At 39.1% G+C, this 22,254-nt stretch carries 28 protein-coding genes; all 28 read left to right on the top strand.

Going from position 1 to position 22,254, the window contains the following annotated elements; genetic code table 11:
* Positions 1 to 86: 86 nt before the first annotated feature.
* Positions 87 to 755 (top strand): histidine phosphatase family protein, encoded by a 669-nt coding sequence (locus BLW29_RS03545; RefSeq protein WP_177186476.1) that lies wholly within the window; start codon positions 87 to 89, stop codon positions 753 to 755.
* Complete coding sequence (locus BLW29_RS03540; protein WP_177186475.1) at positions 752 to 1,117, top strand: ankyrin repeat domain-containing protein; 366 nt, start codon at positions 752 to 754, stop codon at positions 1,115 to 1,117. The genes BLW29_RS03545 and BLW29_RS03540 overlap by 4 nt, the downstream gene beginning before the upstream one ends.
* 154 nt (positions 1,118 to 1,271) lie before the next feature.
* Positions 1,272 to 1,844 (top strand): hypothetical protein, encoded by a 573-nt coding sequence (locus BLW29_RS03535; RefSeq protein ID WP_256208291.1) that lies wholly within the window; start codon positions 1,272 to 1,274, stop codon positions 1,842 to 1,844.
* A complete protein-coding gene (locus BLW29_RS31100) occupies positions 1,837 to 2,049 on the top strand; it encodes a hypothetical protein (RefSeq protein WP_143044348.1) in 213 nt (70 codons plus the stop codon). The genes BLW29_RS03535 and BLW29_RS31100 overlap by 8 nt, the downstream gene beginning before the upstream one ends.
* Before the next feature lie 232 nt (positions 2,050 to 2,281).
* Positions 2,282 to 2,911 carry a hypothetical protein gene (locus tag BLW29_RS03530; protein WP_090976238.1) on the top strand — a complete coding sequence of 210 codons (630 nt, stop codon included), beginning with the start codon at positions 2,282 to 2,284 and terminating at the stop codon, positions 2,909 to 2,911.
* Positions 2,912 to 3,026: 115 nt separating this feature from the next.
* Positions 3,027 to 3,620, top strand: a complete 594-nt coding sequence (locus BLW29_RS31095; RefSeq protein WP_143044347.1) for a chymotrypsin family serine protease — start codon at positions 3,027 to 3,029, stop codon at positions 3,618 to 3,620.
* Positions 3,621 to 3,648: 28 nt separating this feature from the next.
* Positions 3,649 to 4,149: a hypothetical protein gene (locus BLW29_RS03525; protein ID WP_090976236.1), complete on the top strand. Its 501-nt coding sequence runs from the start codon at positions 3,649 to 3,651 to the stop codon at positions 4,147 to 4,149.
* Between the two features lie 306 nt (positions 4,150 to 4,455).
* Positions 4,456 to 5,385, top strand: a complete 930-nt coding sequence (locus BLW29_RS03520) for an RHS repeat-associated core domain-containing protein (RefSeq protein ID WP_256208289.1) — start codon at positions 4,456 to 4,458, stop codon at positions 5,383 to 5,385.
* 157 nt (positions 5,386 to 5,542) lie between these two features.
* Complete coding sequence (locus tag BLW29_RS32080; protein ID WP_177186474.1) at positions 5,543 to 5,800, top strand: RDD family protein; 258 nt, start codon at positions 5,543 to 5,545, stop codon at positions 5,798 to 5,800.
* 623 nt (positions 5,801 to 6,423) lie between these two features.
* Complete coding sequence (locus BLW29_RS03505) at positions 6,424 to 7,422, top strand: type I glyceraldehyde-3-phosphate dehydrogenase (protein WP_090976227.1); 999 nt, start codon at positions 6,424 to 6,426, stop codon at positions 7,420 to 7,422.
* A gap of 196 nt (positions 7,423 to 7,618) precedes the next feature.
* A complete protein-coding gene (locus BLW29_RS03500; protein ID WP_177186473.1) occupies positions 7,619 to 7,999 on the top strand; it encodes a MerR family transcriptional regulator in 381 nt (126 codons plus the stop codon).
* 1 nt (position 8,000) lies between these two features.
* Positions 8,001 to 8,975 carry an oxidoreductase gene (locus tag BLW29_RS03495; RefSeq protein ID WP_090976223.1) on the top strand — a complete coding sequence of 325 codons (975 nt, stop codon included), beginning with the start codon at positions 8,001 to 8,003 and terminating at the stop codon, positions 8,973 to 8,975.
* A 176-nt stretch (positions 8,976 to 9,151) separates the two neighbouring features.
* Positions 9,152 to 10,057, top strand: coding sequence for an MORN repeat-containing protein (locus BLW29_RS03490; RefSeq protein WP_090976221.1), 906 nt, complete (start codon positions 9,152 to 9,154; stop codon positions 10,055 to 10,057).
* A 27-nt stretch (positions 10,058 to 10,084) separates the two neighbouring features.
* Entirely contained in the window at positions 10,085 to 10,651 is a 567-nt protein-coding gene (locus BLW29_RS03485) for a YdcF family protein (RefSeq protein ID WP_090976219.1), read from the top strand.
* Between the two features lie 94 nt (positions 10,652 to 10,745).
* Positions 10,746 to 11,303 (top strand): ATP-binding protein, encoded by a 558-nt coding sequence (locus BLW29_RS03480; RefSeq protein ID WP_090976217.1) that lies wholly within the window; start codon positions 10,746 to 10,748, stop codon positions 11,301 to 11,303.
* Between the two features lie 69 nt (positions 11,304 to 11,372).
* Complete coding sequence (locus BLW29_RS03475; RefSeq protein WP_090976215.1) at positions 11,373 to 11,840, top strand: NUDIX domain-containing protein; 468 nt, start codon at positions 11,373 to 11,375, stop codon at positions 11,838 to 11,840.
* 29 nt (positions 11,841 to 11,869) lie between these two features.
* Positions 11,870 to 12,397, top strand: coding sequence for a hypothetical protein (locus BLW29_RS03470; protein ID WP_090976213.1), 528 nt, complete (start codon positions 11,870 to 11,872; stop codon positions 12,395 to 12,397).
* Between the two features lie 43 nt (positions 12,398 to 12,440).
* On the top strand, positions 12,441 to 13,196 hold the full coding sequence (locus BLW29_RS03465; RefSeq protein ID WP_090976212.1) for a Nif3-like dinuclear metal center hexameric protein: 756 nt from the start codon (positions 12,441 to 12,443) through the stop codon (positions 13,194 to 13,196).
* A 33-nt stretch (positions 13,197 to 13,229) separates the two neighbouring features.
* Positions 13,230 to 13,658, top strand: a complete 429-nt coding sequence (locus tag BLW29_RS03460; RefSeq protein WP_090976211.1) for a VOC family protein — start codon at positions 13,230 to 13,232, stop codon at positions 13,656 to 13,658.
* Positions 13,659 to 13,800: 142 nt separating this feature from the next.
* The gene (locus tag BLW29_RS03455; RefSeq protein WP_090976209.1) at positions 13,801 to 15,048 is read left to right on the top strand and encodes a GNAT family N-acetyltransferase; all 1,248 of its coding nucleotides are present in this window, start codon (positions 13,801 to 13,803) and stop codon (positions 15,046 to 15,048) included.
* Positions 15,049 to 15,242: 194 nt separating this feature from the next.
* A complete protein-coding gene (locus BLW29_RS03450; protein ID WP_090976207.1) occupies positions 15,243 to 15,605 on the top strand; it encodes a hypothetical protein in 363 nt (120 codons plus the stop codon).
* A gap of 426 nt (positions 15,606 to 16,031) precedes the next feature.
* The gene (locus tag BLW29_RS03445; RefSeq protein ID WP_090976205.1) at positions 16,032 to 16,607 is read left to right on the top strand and encodes a hypothetical protein; all 576 of its coding nucleotides are present in this window, start codon (positions 16,032 to 16,034) and stop codon (positions 16,605 to 16,607) included.
* A gap of 1,285 nt (positions 16,608 to 17,892) precedes the next feature.
* Positions 17,893 to 18,234, top strand: coding sequence for a hypothetical protein (locus BLW29_RS03435; RefSeq protein WP_090976202.1), 342 nt, complete (start codon positions 17,893 to 17,895; stop codon positions 18,232 to 18,234).
* A gap of 51 nt (positions 18,235 to 18,285) precedes the next feature.
* A complete protein-coding gene (locus BLW29_RS03430) occupies positions 18,286 to 18,576 on the top strand; it encodes a hypothetical protein (protein WP_090976200.1) in 291 nt (96 codons plus the stop codon).
* 49 nt (positions 18,577 to 18,625) lie between these two features.
* The gene (locus BLW29_RS03425) at positions 18,626 to 19,102 is read left to right on the top strand and encodes an NUDIX domain-containing protein (RefSeq protein ID WP_256208286.1); all 477 of its coding nucleotides are present in this window, start codon (positions 18,626 to 18,628) and stop codon (positions 19,100 to 19,102) included.
* Positions 19,103 to 19,776: 674 nt separating this feature from the next.
* Positions 19,777 to 20,541 (top strand): DUF7683 domain-containing protein, encoded by a 765-nt coding sequence (locus BLW29_RS03415; protein ID WP_090976196.1) that lies wholly within the window; start codon positions 19,777 to 19,779, stop codon positions 20,539 to 20,541.
* 79 nt (positions 20,542 to 20,620) lie between these two features.
* Positions 20,621 to 21,190, top strand: a complete 570-nt coding sequence (locus BLW29_RS03410) for an NUDIX domain-containing protein (protein WP_090976194.1) — start codon at positions 20,621 to 20,623, stop codon at positions 21,188 to 21,190.
* Between the two features lie 125 nt (positions 21,191 to 21,315).
* The gene (locus BLW29_RS03405) at positions 21,316 to 22,227 is read left to right on the top strand and encodes an ADP-ribosylglycohydrolase family protein (protein WP_371264666.1); all 912 of its coding nucleotides are present in this window, start codon (positions 21,316 to 21,318) and stop codon (positions 22,225 to 22,227) included.
* Positions 22,228 to 22,254 lie beyond the last annotated feature (27 nt).

Raw genomic sequence — 22,254 nt, 5'->3', positions numbered from 1 at the left:
GGAAACGACTTTAGAGGAAAGTGCAATCTAGTCCTCGAAGTTTCTATACTGCATCATATCTTTGGTGTTTCAAAAGGAGTGTTTTTTTGACTAAAATAACGACAGTATATTTAACTCGTCATGGTGAAACCAAATGGAATGTTGAAGGCAAATTGCAAGGCCATAAAGACTCGCCTTTAACCAATTTAGGTAAACGCCAAGCGCAATGGCTGGGAGTCTCCCTCAAGGATATTAAATTTGATGCTATATACTCCAGTGCGAGCCCAAGAGCAATCCATACCGCTGAGATCATTCGGGATAAACGAGAAGTAACTGTTTCTTCATGTGAGAGCTTGATGGAGATAAACATGGGCTCTTGGGAAGGTGAAAAAAGGTCAGAGATTGAAAGGGAATTTCATGATGAGCACAAGACATTCTGGAGTGCACCTCATTCATACATACCTACGAACGGGGGAGAGAATTTCTTTCAACTGCAAGATAGATTAATCCCTCAGGTAGAAGAAATAATATCAAAGCATCCTGGCGGCAATGTTCTTGTTGTCACTCACGCAATTGCGCTTAAAGTTATCATGGCATATTTTAAGGAAGAGTCCCTTGAAAAGTTATGGACTCCACCGATAATTCAACCCACCGCACTAAACAAAGTTGTTAAAGAGGAAGGCAAGTTCAACATTGAGTTGCACGGGGATGTTTCACATTTTGTCAACACCATATGGTTTGTAACGCTATTGCCGATGGGGATACTGCGTACGTGAGTTTATCACTCTCAAGTGGAATCAATCCAAATGAGATATGCGGAAACGGTGGACAATCGTGGTTAATTATAGCTGTAGAAAATCATCAGAAGGAAATGATCCACTTGTTGCTCCTAAATGGAGCGGATATAAACTTTAAAAGTTACGGTGGATGGACGCCTTTGCATGCGACAGTAGATAATTCAATTGATGGAACAATTCAAACCGGAGGAAATCCTGGAGATGAGCCCACAGAGATAATTAGGTATTTAATAGATAATGGTGCGGATAGAAACATCTTGAATGATGAAGGTCAAACCCCACTGGATATTGCAAAAGATTATAAATCAATAAAGATAATCGTTTTTTTTGAGAATAGCTAAACTGCAGTTTAACGTCTGATAGCCAACCATTTCAAAGACAACTGCAATCGATGAACAGGCTGCCGAAATCGGCAGCCTGTTCCGCTAACTGGGCAGTTTAGCGCAACAAATGATTCCAATTTTCGTCTATTACTTTAGTTGGGATAATTTGGGGGTGTTTGAAATTAAGCGATTAATTTCTGTGTTAATTGTATTACAATTAATAACCACAGCTTGTGATTCAAAGACGAATTCAGCGTTAAACCCCAATATCAAACATAATGATGTCCTTGTGCAACAGAATAAAATGCCTAATGAAATGCCTGACGATTTCAATTTCTTAGTTCGTTTCGGTTTAGGTGAGTCTAGAAAAAACGAAATTAATACCTATAATAATACGGTTACAAAAGATTTGATAATTCATGGAACTGCAACTGCAAAAGTGGCTTTTACCAAGGAAGAGAAGCGCAACATTTATGAGAAGATGAGAGAGATAAACATAATGGGAACGAAAGAACTAATCCCAACATTGCCAACCGACCAGAGTTGCGATAAGACACCATACAATGAAGATAGTTGGCAAATTAGTGTAATTGGAGAAACCAAAACTTTAGTCTGGTCAGATAAAAATTGTGAAGTTACAATTGATGCAAAACAGCTATTAGAACTGCGCACATTCATTCAAAAATTAGTTGTAGGAAAAGAAGCTTATAAAGAATTACCCGAAGCAGAAGGTGGTTATGATTAATCGATTAGTAGAAACTGCCATTGAGCTAACGGGTACGATAGCTAAACGAACAAGGAGCAGTTTGCCAGCGGCAACTGCTCCTTGTTTTATTGAAGTAACTGGCACCATCTTCCCCAATACTCAGTGTGCAAGAGTTAAACTAGAGGTAATTATTGATATATTTGTAAGTGATATTGTTTTTGAATCTCTCAACTGTTCCCATTAATTATGGCTAATTTAACAAAAGAGCAGACAAAAGCTGCGCATTTTTATCAAATATTTATTTAATTCGACATTAAAAGACAGACAAAAGTAAAAAATGTAATTATAATTAAATTTGTGTAAGGTTTTCGTAATTATTTATAGTGAATGGAGGTGGTTTTAGGTTAATGTAAATAAGAATTTATTTATTATACAAGTGATTTCAGTAAAAAATATAATCTAAGGAGAATTTGAATATGTATTCTAAGTTGAAAAAATTGTCTTCATTCATATTGATGTTGGTTTTATTGGTGGTAGGAATGAACGGGGCATATGCAGAACAAATATCAGATGAAAATCAATACACAAAAAACGATGAGAGCACTACTTTTATTGAATTTTCAAAAGAGGATGAAAAAGAATATAAATTCAGAAAAATGTTTGGACTAGAAATGAACACAGACAAAGTAAAGGATTTAATAAAAAAGAACAACATCAGCTCAAAATATGGAGTTCATTTATCTCCAGAGGAAGCACTTGAACTAGATAACAGAATTGCATTTCAAGAATCCAGTATCCCAAAAATAAAAGAAAAACTTAAAAATAAAACAAATGGAGATTACTCTATTTACATTGATCAAGAAAATGGTGGGATTGTAAATATTGGATTGAAAAACACAAAAATTAGTGTTGATGACATCACGTCCATGTTTTCTGATAAAAGCAAGATCGTTATTAAACAAGTGGATAAAACCGAGAAAGATCTTGATAACTTACATGAAAAAATATGGAATTCAAAAGAGAGCTTAAGTAATGATGGAATAATCATTCACGATATGGCAACTGATGTTATAAATCAAAAAATTATGTGTTATAGATTTAGATGAAGGAAAGAAGAATAAACTAATTGAAAAGTACGGGAACGTAATTGAAGCCAAAGAGGCTGAAATAGCTTCGACAGATGCTGACCGCACTACAACATGGAATCCAATGCAAGGGGGAGTGAGAATAACTTATCCTAAGGACGGAACTACTTACATGTGTTCCGTTGGATTTATGGTTTCAGATGGAACGAATAAGTATGTGGTTACATCAGGACATTGTCGCCCTGATATATCAACATACTTTAATCAAGGTACCACTAACCTTGGACAAATGCCATTCAAACACCAAGGCGGAAATTCAGATGTAGGAATTATTGGTGGAGGTCCATCAAATGTTACATATCAGGGAGGAAAAATATATTTAACTAGCACTACTAGTGGGAAATACGAAATTACTCAAAATGCTAGCGAGGATGTTGTTGGTGAAGTTGTAAGAATGTCAGGGGCTTCAACTGCTACTAATTCGGAACAAATGGGAACAATTACAAATAAGAATTTTTCTGTTAGTGTCGATGGCTATAACTATACTAAATTGCGTTTAGCTAGTTACACAAGTGTCGGAGGTGACAGTGGGGGTACTGTATACAACGGGAATAAGTTAAAGGGAATTAACATGGGGCACTCTGGTACTAGTGCTTTCTATTGTCAGTTAGAATATGTACTAATAGATCTTAGCGCTATTACCGGAAAAACAATAAACATACTCTTTTAATATACTAAAGTTTTGAGGGGTTGATAGGATGATTAGACATTTGGCTATCTCAATAATAATACTTTCAACCATTTTAGTTTTAAATGGATGTGCAAATAAAAAAGAACCTGATTTTATAGGTTATATCTTTACAAAAGGAAATAATAAAACTGTAGTAGTAGGAACTAAAGATAAACAACCACCTGATGTAATTATTAAAAAAGGTGAGAGCAAATTAGAAGTTGGAACTAAAGTAGAGGTCAGATATAAAGAAGATGGGGTATCAGATGTTTTTCCATCAAATGCACCTGTTACCCTTTCTGAAGTCAAAGTAACCAATGAAGAAAAGGAGATGTTAAAACATCTATTTGAAGACATGTACAATAAGAACGGTCAAGATTATTATCCAGTTATTTTAGGTATTGAAGAGAAAACAAATGAGTGGGTTGTTACATTAAAGGAGTATTATTTTAAGATCGATGGTGAGACATATAATGATGCAACATTTCAGATTTCAAAAAATGGCTTTACTATTACAGGTTCCAACTAAAGATGGACGATAAATGATGGAAAGCCGCTATTTTGCGGCTTTTTTTGTGTCTTTTATGAGTTCTATCAAGTCTCAATTGATGCCATAACCCACAAAAATATAGATTGTAACTGATAAAAGAAATTTGTAATTTCAAAATAATGTGAGTAACGGTTAATAGCCTAAGATCGTATCATAGCTGAAGGGCCTGGTGAGCATTCTTAGGCCTTTTTTTGCAATTTAGAAGACTTGCTTTATAGATTTGATAATACAAATTCAAGAGGAGGGTATTACCTTTACAATGGGCATGGTGATGTCGAGACAATTGTGGATTCGGATGCAAGTCACGATGTTCTGAAGAAGTATAGTTTCGATATTTGGGGGAATATCACATCCGAGTCTTCCAATCCCAATAAAAACTTTAATAACCCGTTTAAGTATACTGGAGAGATTTATGATGATGAGTCTGGATTAATTTATCTTAGAGCTCGTTATTATGATCCATCTAATGGTCGTTTTACTACAGAGGATACGTATGAAGGTAAGATTAATAATCCACTTTCTCTCAATCTATACACCTACGTGCATAATAATCCGTTGATTTATTCTGATCCTACTGGGCATTGGTGTACATCAGCGAAAGGTCAATATTCTCATGCAGGCACATGTAATGGTGGGAAAGATGGGGGTGGTGTAAAAGGTAATGTTAACGGCTCGACCTGGACACCTGATTATCAACATATTGGCCAAAAAGAGAAAGATAATTATAAACCTATTGGACTTTACATGACAGCTCAAGATTTAGACATGAGTGAATATTGGAAATTGGTAGACCAGAAGTTAGCCGCTGCCTCTAATGGTCAAGCTATAAATATAACGGGTAAGCTCGGAACTGGAGCGGCGATAAAAGCAAAGGTTATGGGAATTGGAGTAGAATTTACTCCATTCAAATTTTACGACTCCTGTGACGTCTATCTTAAATGTGGACAAACCATGGAGTTAAGTTTAAATTTCGCTTATGATGTCGGAATTAAAATTACAGGTAGTAAATTTATTGATGTTTATGGAAAAGAAGAGGGTTCTTATACCGCAGCTGCGTTTTGGGGGGATCATCAAATCGGTTGGGGGCAAAAGGATGACCTTGTAGATGCGACTTTAGAAACTAGCTTTGGTTGGTGGGAGGGTCCTGGGGGAGAGATAACTCTGTCGATTGATCCTGATGTATTATTTAGTGATATTCGAAATTTTCTTAAATAAGGAGAGAGACAGTGTACTACTTTAAGCGCTTATTTGCTGTTGTTATTGATTCTTTAATTTTGTCTTCTGTAATAAGTCCGCTATTATGGATTAATTTTAATAAGCTAGTTCAATTAAAGAATTCAGTTCCTGGTTTATTTTCAAATGTTTTTTTATAGTGGTAATTTCGTTTTTAATTGGTCTTTACTTCCTGATATTTGAGATAACTTTAAATAGAACCCCTGGAAAGATTCTATTTAGACTTCGTATCATTTCAATGAATGGGGGTAAAATCAATAATCTTCAATTGTTTATAAGAAACATTTTTAGGCTGGTGGATCAGTTCTTATTTCCTGGGGTACTTTTAATCATGTTTAATAAAGATAGATTGAGAGTCGGGGATTTAGTAGCAAAAACAAAAGTAGTGGAAGAATAGGTGGGGAAGATATATGTTATTATCAATATTGCTGATTTGTATAGGGCTATTATTCTTTATTTTTCCTGTGAAAATATGGATGATATCTCGCAGGGCTTATGACTTGAAGAAAGGGAAATTTACACCCCCTTCTTCTGGACATAAGGCTATGAAAATACTTAATCGAATTTGGGGTATTTTAATAATATTTATTGCTTTATTGAATTTAATTGACGGCTCAATTTTAAGTTAAACAATTCAAGGCAAGACTGTTTAAGAACCTTTGCAATATCTCACCACATGCGAGTGCAACAACTCCCATGTGGTTTCTTTTTGCCCCCGACGCATCAAGATAAGGACTATGCAAAATTTAAAACCTTGGGGAGGGGACGGTTAGGGTTCTTCGACGATATCATTGAAGGGTGATTATTCTTAGGAGACGTTTACGAAACGCTTAATTTAATAATTCATTGCAAGTTCTCTCCGAAGCCGAATTGCAGTACTTATTCTCTAAGGATTTATGGAAAATGACGTTTATTAAAAAAGTATCAACCTCAAAGATATGGTGCTACCTGATGACTTAGGTCAGCTAAATATGTGTACACTATTCCCGTTGACAATAACATGCAGATGGAGGTTGAATCATGGGCAAAATTGCAATTTTTGGATTTGGGCGCATTGGCAGGATAATGTTACGCGTAGCGCTTCAGGATAAGCTCTTCGTTCCACTTTCTATATCCGATATTAAGGACGAAGGCACGCTTGCTGCGCTGTTCGAAGTGGATTCAAACTATAAGCGTTGGCATGAGGACGTATCCGCCAGAGAAGGCACGATGATCATCGGCGGACGAGAGATTATTTATATAAATGCATTGCAGGAAGTACCGGATTGGAAGGAGCTTGGTGTGGATCTGGTCGTCGATTGCACTGGCCGTGCCGTTGTCCGTTCCGTCGCACAGGTACATCTCGACCGAGGAGCGAAACGCGTTCTGATTAGCGGGCCAAGCAAATCCCTCGACGATTGCGACGCTGTACTGCTGAAGGGGATTAATCTCGACAGTTTTGATCCTGATAAGCACCGAATCATCAGCGTAGCTAGTTGCACGACTAACGCGTTGGCCGCCGTCATAAAGCTGGTCAAAGAAAATTATGGGATTAAATTCGGGCTGTTCTCTACGGTCCATTCCTATACGAACACGCAATCATTGACGGATCAGCCGATGCGTGACCGCCGGGACTCCTGGGCTGCGGCCGAGAACATCATCCCGTCTTCGTCCGGAGCGGCCAAGGCCCTCAAGTTCATCTGGCCGGATCTGCAGATCACGGGCAAAGCATACCGCATACCAACCCGTACGGGGAGCATCGCCGAGCTAAACCTGATAACGGAGAAGCCATGCACAGTGCAGGAAGTGAATGATATGTTCCGCCGCGCCTCGCGTGAAGGCGACCTGAAAGGCGTAATGGATGTACTTGAAGGAGAATGGGCGTCGTCGCGCATTGTCGGTGATCCGCATACGTCAATCATTGATCTGCCGCTCACGCACGTGGAAGGTGATCTCTTATCCATTGCAACTTGGTACGACAATGAATGGGGATTCGCTACCCGTCTGGCGGAGGTTGCCGCTTTCTTGGCGAATAAATAACGGAATTGCAAATGATAATAACCCCTGATCATCAGGGGTTATTTTGTATGTTTTTTGTGTTGTTCTCCTTAATATTTTTCTTGTATAAAAAGAATGGGCAAGAGAAATATTGAGATTATCCCTTTACATGGAGTTTACTCCATGAGTTACGATTGAAAACGTAACAAGGAACATGAATGTAGAAGGGAGGGGCACCATGGAGTCCATCTATTCAATCGCAGAAATCTCACAAAAGACGAACCTGAGTTACGATACGATACGTTATTATGGCAAGCTCGGGCTTCTGCCGCCGACCAAGTTGAATGATCACGGTAGAAGGGAATATGGAACCATTCATCTTGAACGGTTAACGTTCATCTCACACCTCAAGCGAACCGGCATGCCGCTTAAGGAGATCGAAACCTATATGTCTCTGGCAACCACTAAACAATATGTAAATTGTTACCGCGTACTCTGTGCACATAAGCTTAACATCGAAATGCAGCTGAAGGAGATTCAGGCATCTTTGGATGTCGTCAATTATAAAATCGATCATTTCTATCAATTAATGGAGCAGTTAAACTTAGGAGGCGAATGAAATGAGCGCAGATCGCAACTATACAATGACACCGCAAAAACCAATATTATCAGGATTTGATTCTCATACAACAGCGCGTGAAGTACTGATCGGTCAAGATTTGACCGGTAAGATTGTTATCGTTACCGGCGGCTATTCCGGTGTCGGACTTGAAACGACTAAAGCGTTGGCAGAAGCAGGGGCGACAGTTATTGTTCCCGCGCGCACACCTGAGAAAGCTCGTGCTTCGATAATCGGAATTCCACGTGTTGAACTGGAAGAGCTGGACTTGATCGATCCGGCTTCGATCGACGCTTTTGCGAGTCGATTCTTGGCATCCGGTCGGCAGCTGGATATCCTGATCAATAACGCCGGGATCATGGCTCCGCCGCTCGTACGTGATGCACGCGGCTACGAATCTCAATTCGCAACTAATCATTTGGGTCACTTTCAGTTGACGTTACGACTGTGGCCTGCCCTGAGGAAAGCGGGAAAAGCACGAGTAGTTTCTGTTTCCTCCACTGGCGTGCGCTTCGGCGGCGTTGATTTTGAGGATCCGAACTTCGAGAAACGTGAATACGACAAATGGAAGGCTTACGGCCAGTCCAAATCAGCGAATGCACTCTTCGCCGTCGCTCTGGACAAGCGCGGGCAAGCTTATGGTATTCGCGCATTCTCGGTACATCCAGGCAGAATCATGACCGATTTAGTACGATATATGTCCGAAGAGGAAACGATAGCTGCTGCTTCCGGGGAATTAAAGACGACGGAGCAAGGGGCAGCTACGAGTGTATGGTGCGCAACAAGTCCTGAGCTCGAAGGAAAAGGCGGAGTCTACTGTTTGGACGTCGATATTGCTGAGGTCATTGGTTTGGAAGGTACACAGGGGCTCAGTCAGAAACTCTCAGGCGTTCTCCCTTGGGCGGTTGATCCGGCTTTAGCAGAGCAGCTCTGGCAATTGAGTGAAAAGTTAACTTCCGTAAAGCTCCCACAGTAGAGTGTTTGTTGAGCTAATGGATTCTGCCCTTATAAGGAAGCAGCACAGCGATGATTCGCTTGATGCTGCTTCTTTTTTATTCGTAACGTGTGCTCTGCAGAGACTGAGACACGTGCAGGATAGTATGAGGCGTATGAAGAAAATAATGGAAGAGGTTGAATTTAAGGAGGCAATAAATGAGCTTTAAAGGATTTGAAAATGAGCTGCCGGATATCTATATTTTAGCTGATCAAGCTGAGCAAATCATGGATTTCGATCACGTTCTTGCTTTGAATCACTTAAAAGAGATAGCGCGGATACTGGTTAAAAAGATTTTAGAGAATGAAAATGTGGAAATTGACGATGTGAGCTCATTTACGAACTTAGCCGCAATAATGAATATTGAAATCCTGCCCAATCAAATGCTGACTACGTTGAAACAGTTAGAATATTTTGATACGAATGAGAGTTCTATTTTTATTGAGTCTAGTCAAGTACAGAAACTTGTGATGGAGATTTATGATATAACGGTTTGGTATTATAAGACCTTCGTGAACGATCAATATACTCCGCCCCCTTTATTGCTTAAGGTCCAAAAATCAACGCTGGTTACTCCACCCGAACAAGTGACACAATCCACTGTAATAAGATCCATTATCCAAATTGACGACAAAATGGTTGAGGGTATTTGGGAATCTGAAAAAGAGAATATGTTTTATATTGAATATGAATCAGGTGAGACCTATCGAGGGCAGATCAAAAATGGAATGAAGTCGGGAACCGGACTTTATCGTTGGTGCGATGGGTCTACGTATGAAGGGCAATGGTTTAATGATAGCGAATACGGGATCGGTGTTAAAGAGTATGCCAATGGTGATCGTTACGGGGGAGAATGGAAAGATGGGCTATTTCATGGAAAAGGAATTTATAAGTGGAGTGACGGTACTGTTTTTGAAGGCGGTTGGCAAGATAACTTAGAACACGGATATGGCACCAAAAGTCATCGAGATGGTTACATACAAAAGGGATTTTGGACTCGTGGGGAGTTAGTTTTTAATAAAGAGCAGCTAGATGAAACCAAACCTCTAATTACTGAAGATTAAATCGTGCCAGGGTGAGGAGGCAATACTATGAAATACCCATTTGACTGCATAACCGATCTTGTATTTGTTGAGGAAGAAGAAATCGTTCCATCCGATGTGATCTTAGTGCCTGGTGGGAGTCATGTAAAACCAATGGAGATGGCATCAGAATTATATCATGCTGGGATTGCGCCTTACATCATACCTTCTGGTGGGTTAAATTCGAAAATTGAGATCACAGAATGGGAGCACCTGAAGAGAATAGGTATATCTCTTGGTGTGCCTGACAGTGCAATACTTAGGGAGGATCAAGCGAGAAATACATTTGATAATGCCAGGAATTCTTGGCAGGTAATAAATGAGCGTCAATTAAGCGTTAAGAACGCAGTCATTGTATGCAAGTCCTTTTTTGCCAGGAGGGCATTGATGACATACCAGACTGTTTTCCCGCCAAACGTAAGTTTTAGAGTAAAACCAGATGAAAGTCGTATTAGCAGAACGAACTGGTATTACAGCGAGGCAGGGATAAGCGCTGTTCTAAACGAGGCCGAGAAGATAACCAAATATTTTGGACATCATATTCCAAACTGGGTCAAACAGAATGAAATGGTTTGAGCATCTGATACTCGCTTTAAACAGATGTTGTCTGAAGAAAACGGTAAGGCAGGTGGGTACAATTCAAAGAAGTGGCTTCCTGGGGGTAATGTGAATGAAACGATATGTAATTATTACAGTTGGGAAAACACATAGCGGAAAAACCACCTTTGCAAAATCGTTAGAAGATAGGTTGCCAAATTCAGTTGTGATCGACCAAGATAATCATGCTGCTTTCCTTAATACATATTACAAAACGTTAATTTCATCTCAGAATTCTAAATTTCTCAAGCATGCTATTACAGAGAACATAATCGATTATGCCATTTTTCATACGGATAAAGATTTAATTCTCTGTAATTCAAACCTTGATCATGATGCTCGTAAAATGTTGCTCGCAAATTTTCATAAAAATGGGTTCACCAGTGTACTTGTATATTTTGATCTGCCGTCTCATGTTCTTCATGAAAGGATCTCTAACAGTGGACGTAGTTCTGTACTAAATATCACGGTTTCTTTTGAAGATGTCCTTGATCGGCAAGAAGCTCGATACCGCGATGGCTTATGGATAGCTCCGGACCAGCAAGAAGCAAATATTTACTTTGTCATTAGCGATTCTAATCAAGTCGAGTATGTTAAACAACAAGTAATAAACATCACGCAAGCTACATGAAACAAACGTCTTAATGAGGAAACTGGTCATACGTTAAGTCATGAAAGATTACTTAAAGGAGAGATTTATTTGAGCAGACCTCAATTAAGAGCTGAAGTAATAATAATGCGTCAAGATGGTTTAGCCATATTAGTTCAATGTGATAAAACAGAATCATTTTATCGCTTCCCTGGTGGAGGTGTTGAATTCGGAGAAACTGCTTCTGAAGCTATTCAGAGAGAATTGATTGAGGAGTTTGATTTACAATCTGATATCGGCTCCATTGCGTGCTTAAATGAAAGCATTGTTGAATTTGATGGCAACAAGAGACATGACTGCACCATCATACATTGGGGTTCGATTAATGAAGCTCACATTCAGGAAACCTTGATTCATAAAGAACGAGAAGAAATTATTTTAACTTGGCGCACCTTCGAACAACTCAAACTAAAACCATTATATCCAGAAGGCATATTGAGCTTTCTTAATGAAAAAGTGAATTCTGTATCCCATTTAGTTATAAGGAAAAACTATGATGAATCGAGGAGTAATAGTTGAGGTGAAATTTATATTCCAAGGGGGATTCGATGCGAACATACCTAATTGTTGGACTTATGCTATTCTCCATCCTGCTAGCCAGCTGCGGCTCACGTGAAGAGGCAGTGGTTCATCCGACGACCGAGGTCGCTGTTACCCAGGGCGATTTCACCTATCGCCTCGTGACGGCGAAGCCCGAATACAGCCGAGGGGAAGCAGTTCCGATTTTCGCGGAGCTGACATATATCGGGGATGGAGCGAGCGTCACAATCAACCATTCCGCTTCGCCGTTTTATTTTCCAATCCAGGAGCTGACAACGGGCTACATAATCGACTATGCAATGAACGATGTTGGCATCTCCACGACACTGTACAAAGGCAAACCGCTGCGCGACACGTTCAGCATCCGAGGCGGCGGTTATAGTGAGAACGACCCGAAAGCCTATAAGGATTTTATCGATAACTTCCGCGACAACGGGTATGCCAAAGGTCATTACGCAGTGAACGGCTTCGTCGATTTTTCCGTGGAAGGTCAGCGGGTGCGATTCGGTGCGAAGATTGATTTTCTGGTCGACTAGTTTACCTGGTTACGCCTCTTGTATACTTATTGGGGGGATATAGGTGAATACACAACAATTTAATGAATTAATGACAACTCTATTTGGCGGACTCCTCAAGCCAGTTGATTACGGAGAGGAGTTTGCATTTTACAATTATGGTCCTGATTTGATTCGTCGAATTGGGTATGCAACAAATATTACTCCTGAACTTATCGAACAAGCCGCACAAAAGAAAATTGATCTCATAATAACCCACCACGATGCATGGGATTTTGTCTTTGGAATGAAAGAAGAGTGTCATAAACTTCTGGAAACCTATGGAATCAGTCATTATTTCGTTCATTTGCCATTGGATTATGCTGAATTTGGCACCTGTGCTTCATTATTCAAGGCAATTGGAATACATAATGTTATTCAACAATCAATTGAAATGGAGGGTAGGAGCCTGCCTGGTATTGGAGAATTCGAGTTTCCGATTAGCTTTCAAGAATTAAGTGATCGGGTTAGTTCGGTACTAGGCGAAACGATAAAATCGTGGAAAAACTCCGATAAGCCAATAAAAAGAGTAGGGATTATTACAGGGGCGGGAAACTCTACTAAAAGTCTTCGTGATTCCCATAATTCAGGATGCGACGTCTATATTACCGGGGAGAAAATCTTGTACACCATCCAGTATGCGAAATTCATTGAAATGAACCTGATCGTAGGGAGTCACACTTTCACAGAGATTTTCGGCGTGAGATCCTTGTCTGAAAAAATGAAAGAAAAGTACGACTCTTTAGAGATTATACAACTAGTAGAAGACCATATCGAATAGTATTAGATTCAATGAATCGAAGGAGAAGAGATCATGCTGCAATCAATCGTTCATATTGCTCTTGTTGTAAGGGATTATGATGAGGCAATAGAGTTTTACACACAGAAGCTTCATTTTGAATTAATCGAAGATACATACCAGCCTGAGCAAGATAAGAGGTGGGTAGTCATTTCTCCTCCTGGTTCAGTAGGGACAACAATTCTACTTGCAAGAGCATCCAAACCAGAGCAAGAAGCGTTTATTGGTAATCAGTCTGGTGGAAGAGTATTTTTATTTCTAAACACAGATGATTTTTGGAGGGATTATAACGATATGACCTCTAAAGGCATTGAATTTGTTAGAGATCCAGTAGAACAATCCTATGGGATAGTTGCTGTTTTTAAGGATCTGTACGGAAATCAATGGGATCTATTGCAGTTGAAAGAAGATCATCCAATTATGAAACGATGTAATAAGATGTAAGTCATTAAGATAGGGTAAGCAGCAATATAAGACGGCAGCCTGCGATCGGCTGTCGTTTTTGTCATTGGAAGTAACAGACAGGATAGCGAAAGTTGATGTAAAATATAGGAATAAAAGTGCTAGGTAGTTAGGAGAGTATCACATGCGCAATGATTGCAAATTGATCTTAGTCGAAGGATTGTGCGGTACTGGAAAATCAACGTTAGCGGAACGATTACATCACTATCTCGTCCAGCAAGGCAGATCTTGCTGTTTTTACGATGAAGGCGCCGAAGGTCATCCCGTGAGCTTAAACTGGCATGCTTTCTTCCGAGCAGAGGAATATAAGGATTTACTAGAGCGTTATCCGAATACAGCCGACGAAATCCGTTCACGGGCTATAAAGGATGATAGCATTTATTTACTGCCCTATCGTGGGGTCAAGGAGTTCAGTGAGCAAGATGCACTCTATGCAGAATTGAAGTCCCGTGAGCTATGCTGGACTGATTCGCCTATAGCCACGCAGCCTGAGTTTACCTATCTGATCCAGCGGCATTGGGCTCGTTTCGTTGAGCATGCCAGCCATACAGATACCGTTTATGTACTTGAAGCGGTGGTTTTTCAGCATCAAATCCATGATTTACTAAGGCACTATCAAGCCTCTGATAACCAAATTAAGCAGCATATTCACGGAATCGCCGAATGTATTGCTGCTATGAATCCAGTCTTGATTTATTTAACCCAACCTAGTGTGCGCGACCAGCAGGTATGGATTTCATCCATCCGTTCCAAACCCAACTTCGCAACGGAACAAAATATTAGGTTTATGGAGAACCGCAAGCGAATCGAATTGAGTTTGCTTGATACGCTTCCTTTCCCTGCCCATACGATTGAAAATGTAAATCTTGACTGGGATGATGTCTTTTGTAAGATGATAAGCGCAATGTCCGAGGCAGAAGTGGTGCAACTAACCGAAGGCCTTCTTAATGAGGCGAGTAAACTTCTAGTAAATTATATGTACCCCAATGGTGATTATGGGAAAAGCCAAGAAGAGGAGTGTAAAGAAAGCCTCGAACGACTGTTAGACTTTCATCATGCTGATTTTTATATGGCAAAAGTTGAAGGCGACTATGTCGGATTTATTGCGACAAACTGGGGATTCTCCACTACAAAAGGACAGCCAATACTAAGAATTCAAGACCTTTATGTCAGTGATGATTATAGAAGACATGGGATTGCCCAGTTGCTTGTTAGAAGAGTACTGAAAATCGCTAAATTAAAGAATGCCAATAGAATTCAACTAGACACGAGCTCTGTAAATACACCTGCTAGAAGATTGTATGAAAGCTTAGGTTTTGAGTGGTTTTCCGAAAAGGAGATCTACATGCTGTTCCTGAACGGGCACGATTGAAGCCGGCATTCGGTGGCCTATTCCGTTAAAGGAACAGGATAATGGAACTTTTAAAGAAGCTGTTAATATTAGTGTTGATCAAATTGTTGGTTAAGCCAACAGGTGTGTTAACATTGTGGCTACCTTGAATGAGTGTAACAATAATTTAATGATAATCGCGCACTTGTCGCATCATTTAGGAACGGAGTCACCACATGAAACTCAAAGGGACTATGACTGAACAGGCATATCGTGAACAATTAGTAGCATCAAAATCTCATTTGTTCAATGATATTTCCAAGCGTACGTTTTTAAAAATTATTAGAGAGACATTTCCCGCGATGAAGACAGCGCACGCTGTAGATTGGATACCCGAACAGGGTGAAGATATCATTAGCTATCTTGTAGATACTCACTCAGTTATTAAGATAGAACTGGACTGTTATGATAAATCAGTTGTACCGATAGTCGATGTATATCCAATTGAGATTTGGATGAAGGGACTTAGTAAACGGTCTCAGATTAAAATCGCAGTAGCCATCGAGTTAGCTAAGAACGATTTAAAAGAAGGCAATTAAGCTAGTAGCGACATCAAGTTATTCAACTAACGGGACACTATAGTCACGAAGAACCAAGCCACTAAGATGCCAAGGAGTGGTACTGAATGAAAACTCTTATTGGGCTATGGAGCGTGGGGAGAACGGCTTTAGAGCGTTACTTGAAAAGGCCCTTGGTATTAATGATGACGAATTTATGGTAGGGGTCGCTTCCGTAAAAAACGTTATGTGAAAGAACGGCAAGTTCAATATTTAAACAGACAAGGGGAAATGAAGTGGAAAGAGATCGTAGATACTTCTATTTCATATTAATTACATTATTTATTTTGTTATGCATAGGATTGTCCTATCATCTTATTAATCAATATCGACATTCAAATCGTTACGAATACAAGGCATTGAAATACCTAGCACCTATCACCACATCCACGATTCGGGGGGACAAGGTTGATTAAGGAAATCATAAATTTTCCATATTTAGAGCAGGATGCAATCATCGACAAACAGCTTGTACTTCCAGAACACGTGACATACGCTGATAAGGAATTTTGGGCGCAGGACTACGATAATCGTGACCCGTATTTTGAAAATCGTTTGCTACTCCATTTTCCTGCGATTAGAAATCGCATGGGTTATGATTTGACGAATGGAACAGGTGTCGCTTTTGTCGTGGAAGATATTGTGACGAATCTAGGGAAAGAAGGTTTTCTTCCGTATGATTCAGAGTTTTTCCAAATGTATGATTACCACTACATGAGAGCCATTGCGACTTTATGGGCGTGGCGACGCTCGATTGATAAACCAACTGAACAGAAACGTAATAGATGCATTGCATTTTCAATAGCATTAGAGAACGGTTTTAATGGCGGAGAAAAAGATGGTTTCGGTAGTAAACTGCATCGGGATGCTTCTATTGCGTTAGATAAGATCCTTGAAAGGGAGGGTCCTGCTTCCCCATATCGCAGTACGCAAATCCTTTATGCTTTATTTGACTTTTGTCATCTTACAGCAAAACATGACTGATTAGCTAATAGATTACAATAGCCCAATCGCAACATGATTCTCAGTTAATTGAAAAAATCGAATGAATAATTTAACGGCTACTATAGCTCAATAAACACAAAGATAAGGTAGCCAGCAAAAAGGCAACCGTTACGCTTAATAAAAACGCGGCACTGCTGAAAGGAACTGTGATATATGGAACCTTTATCATATAAACCGCTAAGACCGTCAAAAGCACCTCCACTTTCTTGGGTCGGCTTTTGCATCGGGTTAGTATGCATCGTGCTCTACAAAGTTGGGATTATCCCAGTAGTTGGGTTGATACTTAATTTCTATGCCTACTTCAACCATAACAAGTTGGGGGCTCCAAAGATTTGGCTGCCTGTTGTAGGGGCAATCCTATGTCTCGTGTTCTACTTTGCGTATAAATTAGATTTATGATAGTGCATTCATAGTAATGCTCAGCCAACGAGCACTACAGCTAAAGTAATAAGGAGCAGTTTACCAGGCGACAGTTGCTTCTTATTTCGTTGAAGTAACGGGCAGATAGATAATCTCGAAGGGAATAATACGAACAGGTACGATAGCGTAATGCGCTTACTGCTAAAGTCATGAAATAGGGGGTGCAATTATTTAAGCTGTGAAATCAAAATATATTAATTTCTTTTTAGTGATCTTCATACTCATTTCATTTATTTTTTTTATCTACAATTATTACTCGAATTTTAACTTTAGAATGAAAATGGATTTAATTACGAACACCGAATTCGAAAATAAACTTAGAGATAAGAACGGGAATGCATTAAAATTACCTGAGAAAACAATTTTTCAATTTCAGGGCACTGAAACAGAAATTGTATATTATTGCAATCAAACAGAGGATAGAATAATAGAGTTTTATAAAAAAATATCAGATTCATTTGAAGAGATAGACAAAACCAATTTTCAAATTAAATACATACAAACCTTATACAATATACATCTATATAAATTGGATGGTTGGAATGGAAATCAAATTTATATAACATTATTAGAATGATTATTAAGTATTGTATTTCAATAAGAAGAGGTAACATAATTACATCCACGCACCTTCGAGCAGTTTGCCGCCGGCAGCTGCTCTTTTTTCATTATGCTACTAACAAGAGGTTAATCTAATGTATTATCGAGGCTAGCTACTGATATGAAGCCTTTTCTTATGATGAAAGTTTCCACTCCGGGAGATTACATTAATGAACTGATGCTTAAAAGGATACATTTGGCTTGTCACGAATAAGAGATACATAAGACAAGCGAGGTGAGATGAATGTATTACTACATTAGTATCCATTCTGATGACTACACGAAAAAAGTAAAGTCAAAGGTTCTAGAGCAGTACCTAATTCATATTTTGGAATTTGAAAAGGCCAGTCACCTAACATTTTTCAAAGAAATCTATGGAGAGCTTATTAAGATAAGAGGGATAACTTCTGATAACGATGGTAACTATGGGTTCGATACACTGGAAGGGATAGAAGAAGTTAATTTAATTGAGATTGATTTTCCCAATTACATTAATGATATTCTGGAACAGACCATAGCTGCAATTGCTACCGCCATTGCAAAAGAGTTCTCATGGATAATAGATGAAGACCATGGACTAAGCTAACGGGCACTATTGTGGAATTATGACATAATTTCAGCTTGGAGGTGTTCTGAGATGTGTATTGATTGGATAAATGAGAAGTATAAGGAAGCCAATAGAGTAATGGATACGGATTGGGAAATATACGAATGGGCAGATTCACTTTATTCTGATTTTGCTGGAGGCATTCGAGTAAATGTAGGTTATGCAACTCCAGATTATAAAGTTTACCTCTATCTGGTCGAACATCTTCCGAGATGGAAGGACTTGAATCAAACGAAAGTTATTATTAATACATCACATAGCATTGAGGATGAGAAAGTAATTTATAAAATTTGGATAACATCGCCATTTTCATTATGCTAACGGGATAGGTTTCATGTAGGGTTTAATTTAGAGGGAACGAGGGCTTTTATTGACAACAATTATTAATAAAAATGGCTTCGAGTTTTTAGAATGTATATCGTTGAATGAAAATGAAATGGAAAAGTATGAACCATTGGCTGGTTCATACGCTTTGGTCAGATTCGAAGATAGATATCTTATTTGCTTTAATACATGGAGAAATCAATGGGAGCTACCGGCTGGGGGAAGAAATGAAGAAGAATCAGCTAAAGAATGCGCTATACGGGAACTCTTGGAGGAAACGGCGCAGGTTGTTTACGATATGGTATTTATAGGACTATTGAAGGTCCGTAAACCAGATGGTGCAATAAAATATAATCCAATATACTTTGCTGACCTGGAATACATAGTGCCGTTCAAAGTAAACGATGAGACAGATAAAATCATGTTATGGAATTTAACCGATGATATTGGCTATATTGATGAAGTAGATCAGGCAGTTCTTAAATGGTGTAATTCCATTGCACTAACCGGGAACGAGAATTAAAAATCTATATCACTGGGCTGTCGCACGGCCTCGTTCAGTGAACGGGGGGTTAGCGGAGTGACAACGTGAAATAAGCATTTAGATTAATTTAATGACTTTACGAGAGATGGAGATTTATATGAGAGCAAATAGTGGTCTTCCATACTGGATAATGAGCCTTATTGTACTGGGATTTGTAGGCTGGTTGTTAGTACATTATTACTCTAGAAAATTGCATACGAAGAAGCCGGAAGGCCATTTCCTATTATGGGGAGTAGTTGTATGGTTTTTTTTGAACGGAGTATGGTTATTAAATATACAGTTTAACTTATTTGATGATCATACACAGCTTACTTTTCTTATTGTTTCACAACTAATAGGGGCATTTTTGTGCACAATTGGAGTCATTATTTTCAAGATAATCCAAAAAAAGAACGGGAGAAGGGAATAGTCTTGATGCTTACTTGGATCACAATGGCTTCTGGCTGAAGACGATCGCGTTATTCACGTTGCAGATATTAATTCTGCCATTTTTTTACGCAGCTAACGGATACAACAATGAAAAATACGCAACCGACCAAACGGCTGCCTGTTCCACTAACAGGCAGGATTGTTTAATAACGAAAATAAGATAGTCTGATATAGTGGGGTATCTATTTAATAAAAAACAAGTGTCTATGAAGGTGATGCTAAAGATGAAGTATCAGTGGAGAATTACAAAATATAACCCTCTATTTAGAAATGAAAAAGGACATTATTTATTAGATGAATGGACTTGCCCATCTGAAATTGGGAAAATAATAAATGGAAATTTATTTACATTAGAAGAATATCTCTTTATTGAACACGCTTATGTTGAGACCATAATAGAGTTTTTAAATGAAAAAAGGCAATATTCTCTGCGTTTAATTCAGACATCCAATAGATCGATTTCACACGAAGATAAGACCTCAATCTTATATGATAATGAATTTGGAATGATCAATATTAAGGAAGATTTGATCGTGAACATAAATGAAATTCGCCTAATATGTAAAATGATATTAAGAAACTTTGCTGATTGTCAGCTATATTCCAAAGATAATTTTTTTGTGCATTTTGGTTGGGATTATTATATGTATATTGGTAGCAATCAAAAATCTTTAACTGCAATTGAATTCGCAAAAAAAAGTGGCCTTTATGTAGAGGAACTTAGTTCACCGTATTATTTCGAAGAAAAAGATACAACAAGATTAGTACAATGGAGTGAAGTAGGCGTAGAGATCCCGTTGGTTATAGGGGATGAGGAAATAGTTAATGTGCCATTAGAAGAATATCGAAAAATATTTGGTTTATCAGAAGAGCATCCTGTTTTTGGATATTTCGAAATAACGGAAAATTATAGGGATTACTTTCAATTATTTCTGAATCACAAGATGGATTTTACAAAGTACGAATACGGCTTGTGGGCTGGTAATTGAGCTGTTCTACGAACGAGCAGGATACATCATTACCCCTACGAAATCTTAGTTTATATAATCTTAGGAGGTGGAGGGCCATTTGAGATTGAAAATAATTACTGCAGGTGCTTATGTGAATTTTGATGGCCACTTTCTGTTTCAAGTAGGGCCAACTAAGTCAGGGACAACTTTAGGTGTTGTGAGGCTAGGAGGCCATAGGGAGTCTGGTGAAACAGGTTGGCAGTGTGCCATGAGGGAGGTGTCTGAGGAATCCTCTCTTACAATTAATACGATAAAACCACCTATTACCTATTGGTACGAGGCTTCCGACAATCCAGATTTAGTACCTGGCGGATGGATTGAGGAAGATCATGAACCTATATTAGTAGCGAAACGTCCTGAAAGTAATCTAATTACTCCTATTTTCTTAGCAAGCGCTGATGAAGCTCCTGTACCGTCTATGGAAACGAAGGGAATATTAATACTTAGCCCTGAGAATATCACGAAACTAAGTTCTGAACGAATGACACTTGGTCAGTATCTAAAATCAGGAGGAAAAGCGGTGATAAAGGAAGAATTACCGTTGCATAAATTGTTGGAACCTTTTCCACATCTCTTACTCCTGGATACATTAATCAAAAAGCACCCTGAAATAGTTACTCTGTATTAAACTAACTGGACACAATCGGCGAATTGATACGTTAACCGGATAGTGGTCGCAATGGCTAATACTACAAATGTGAGTCGTTCCTCATACTGCAATTATTCTAAGATGCATTTTCTAGGAGGATCAATATGATCAATCGCTTCCAAGGTAGCCTTATTGGGTTAGCCATCGGTGATGCAATCGGCACGACCGTTGAGTTCAAAGAACCTGGGACATTTTCGGAGGTCACAGAAATGAACGGCGGTGGTGCCTTTGATCTGCCAAAAGGTAGTTGGACGGATGACACTTCTATGGCCATATGCCTTTCTGAAAGTTTGATCTTAAAAAAGCAGTTTGATCCCGTGGATCAGATGCATCGGTATGTAAAGTGGTATCGCACAGGCCATCTAAGTTCAACTGGAGAGTGCTTTGATATTGGAAATGCCACCGTTGAAGCGCTTCGAAGGTTCGAACGTACGGGAGAGCCATTTAGCGGTTCGGAAGATGCGTATACCGCAGGCAATGGTTCCATAATGCGACTTGCACCGGTGCCGTTATTTTTCGCTAATGATCTATATGAGGTTGCGAAATGGTCTGGTATAAGTTCCAGAACTACACATTCAGCCAAAGAGTGCGTCGATGCTTGTAGGTTGTTAGGGGTTATGATAGCCGCTGCAGCAAAAGGGATGAATAAAGCGAACTTACTGCATCCAGAGGCATTCAATAATCTATGGGAGCATGATCCTCTTGCTCCTAAAATTAATGAGGTATATAAAGGGTCATATAAACGGTTACAACCTCCGGACATTCAAGGCAGCGGGTATGTTGTGAAGTCGTTGGAAGCAGCATTGTGGGCATTTTACCATGGAGAAAATTTTGAAGAAGGTGTACTGTGCGCTGTCAACCTTGGTAACGACGCAGATACTACAGGTGCCGTATACGGTCAGTTGGCTGGTGCCTTTTATGGTTTAGAATCCATGCCTAAGCGTTGGGTGGAGCCACTGGCATTGAAAGATTTAATTCTCGATTATGCCTTGCAATTACACCAATCAATAAACTAACAAGTACGATAGTTGGATTTACTACTT

The sequence above is a fragment of the Paenibacillus sp. CF384 genome (assembly GCF_900106745.1).
GTDB lineage: Bacteria > Bacillota > Bacilli > Paenibacillales > Paenibacillaceae > Paenibacillus_Z.
This window is presented reverse-complemented; position numbering and strand designations above follow the sequence as displayed.

Coding starts and splice junctions, on each gene's coding strand:
- BLW29_RS03450 (WP_090976207.1), top strand. CDS start 15,243: ATGAAACTCAAAGGGACTATGACTGAACAGGCATATCGTGAACAATTA.
- BLW29_RS03455 (WP_090976209.1), top strand. CDS start 13,801: ATGCGCAATGATTGCAAATTGATCTTAGTCGAAGGATTGTGCGGTACT.
- BLW29_RS03460 (WP_090976211.1), top strand. CDS start 13,230: ATGCTGCAATCAATCGTTCATATTGCTCTTGTTGTAAGGGATTATGAT.
- BLW29_RS03470 (WP_090976213.1), top strand. CDS start 11,870: ATGCGAACATACCTAATTGTTGGACTTATGCTATTCTCCATCCTGCTA.
- BLW29_RS03525 (WP_090976236.1), top strand. CDS start 3,649: ATGATTAGACATTTGGCTATCTCAATAATAATACTTTCAACCATTTTA.
- BLW29_RS03435 (WP_090976202.1), top strand. CDS start 17,893: ATGTATTACTACATTAGTATCCATTCTGATGACTACACGAAAAAAGTA.
- BLW29_RS03415 (WP_090976196.1), top strand. CDS start 19,777: ATGAAGTATCAGTGGAGAATTACAAAATATAACCCTCTATTTAGAAAT.
- BLW29_RS03480 (WP_090976217.1), top strand. CDS start 10,746: ATGAAACGATATGTAATTATTACAGTTGGGAAAACACATAGCGGAAAA.
- BLW29_RS03405 (WP_371264666.1), top strand. CDS start 21,316: ATGATCAATCGCTTCCAAGGTAGCCTTATTGGGTTAGCCATCGGTGAT.
- BLW29_RS03430 (WP_090976200.1), top strand. CDS start 18,286: ATGTGTATTGATTGGATAAATGAGAAGTATAAGGAAGCCAATAGAGTA.
- BLW29_RS03500 (WP_177186473.1), top strand. CDS start 7,619: ATGGAGTCCATCTATTCAATCGCAGAAATCTCACAAAAGACGAACCTG.
- BLW29_RS03530 (WP_090976238.1), top strand. CDS start 2,282: ATGTATTCTAAGTTGAAAAAATTGTCTTCATTCATATTGATGTTGGTT.
- BLW29_RS03505 (WP_090976227.1), top strand. CDS start 6,424: ATGGGCAAAATTGCAATTTTTGGATTTGGGCGCATTGGCAGGATAATG.
- BLW29_RS03495 (WP_090976223.1), top strand. CDS start 8,001: ATGAGCGCAGATCGCAACTATACAATGACACCGCAAAAACCAATATTA.
- BLW29_RS31100 (WP_143044348.1), top strand. CDS start 1,837: ATGATTAATCGATTAGTAGAAACTGCCATTGAGCTAACGGGTACGATA.
- BLW29_RS03490 (WP_090976221.1), top strand. CDS start 9,152: ATGAGCTTTAAAGGATTTGAAAATGAGCTGCCGGATATCTATATTTTA.
- BLW29_RS03485 (WP_090976219.1), top strand. CDS start 10,085: ATGAAATACCCATTTGACTGCATAACCGATCTTGTATTTGTTGAGGAA.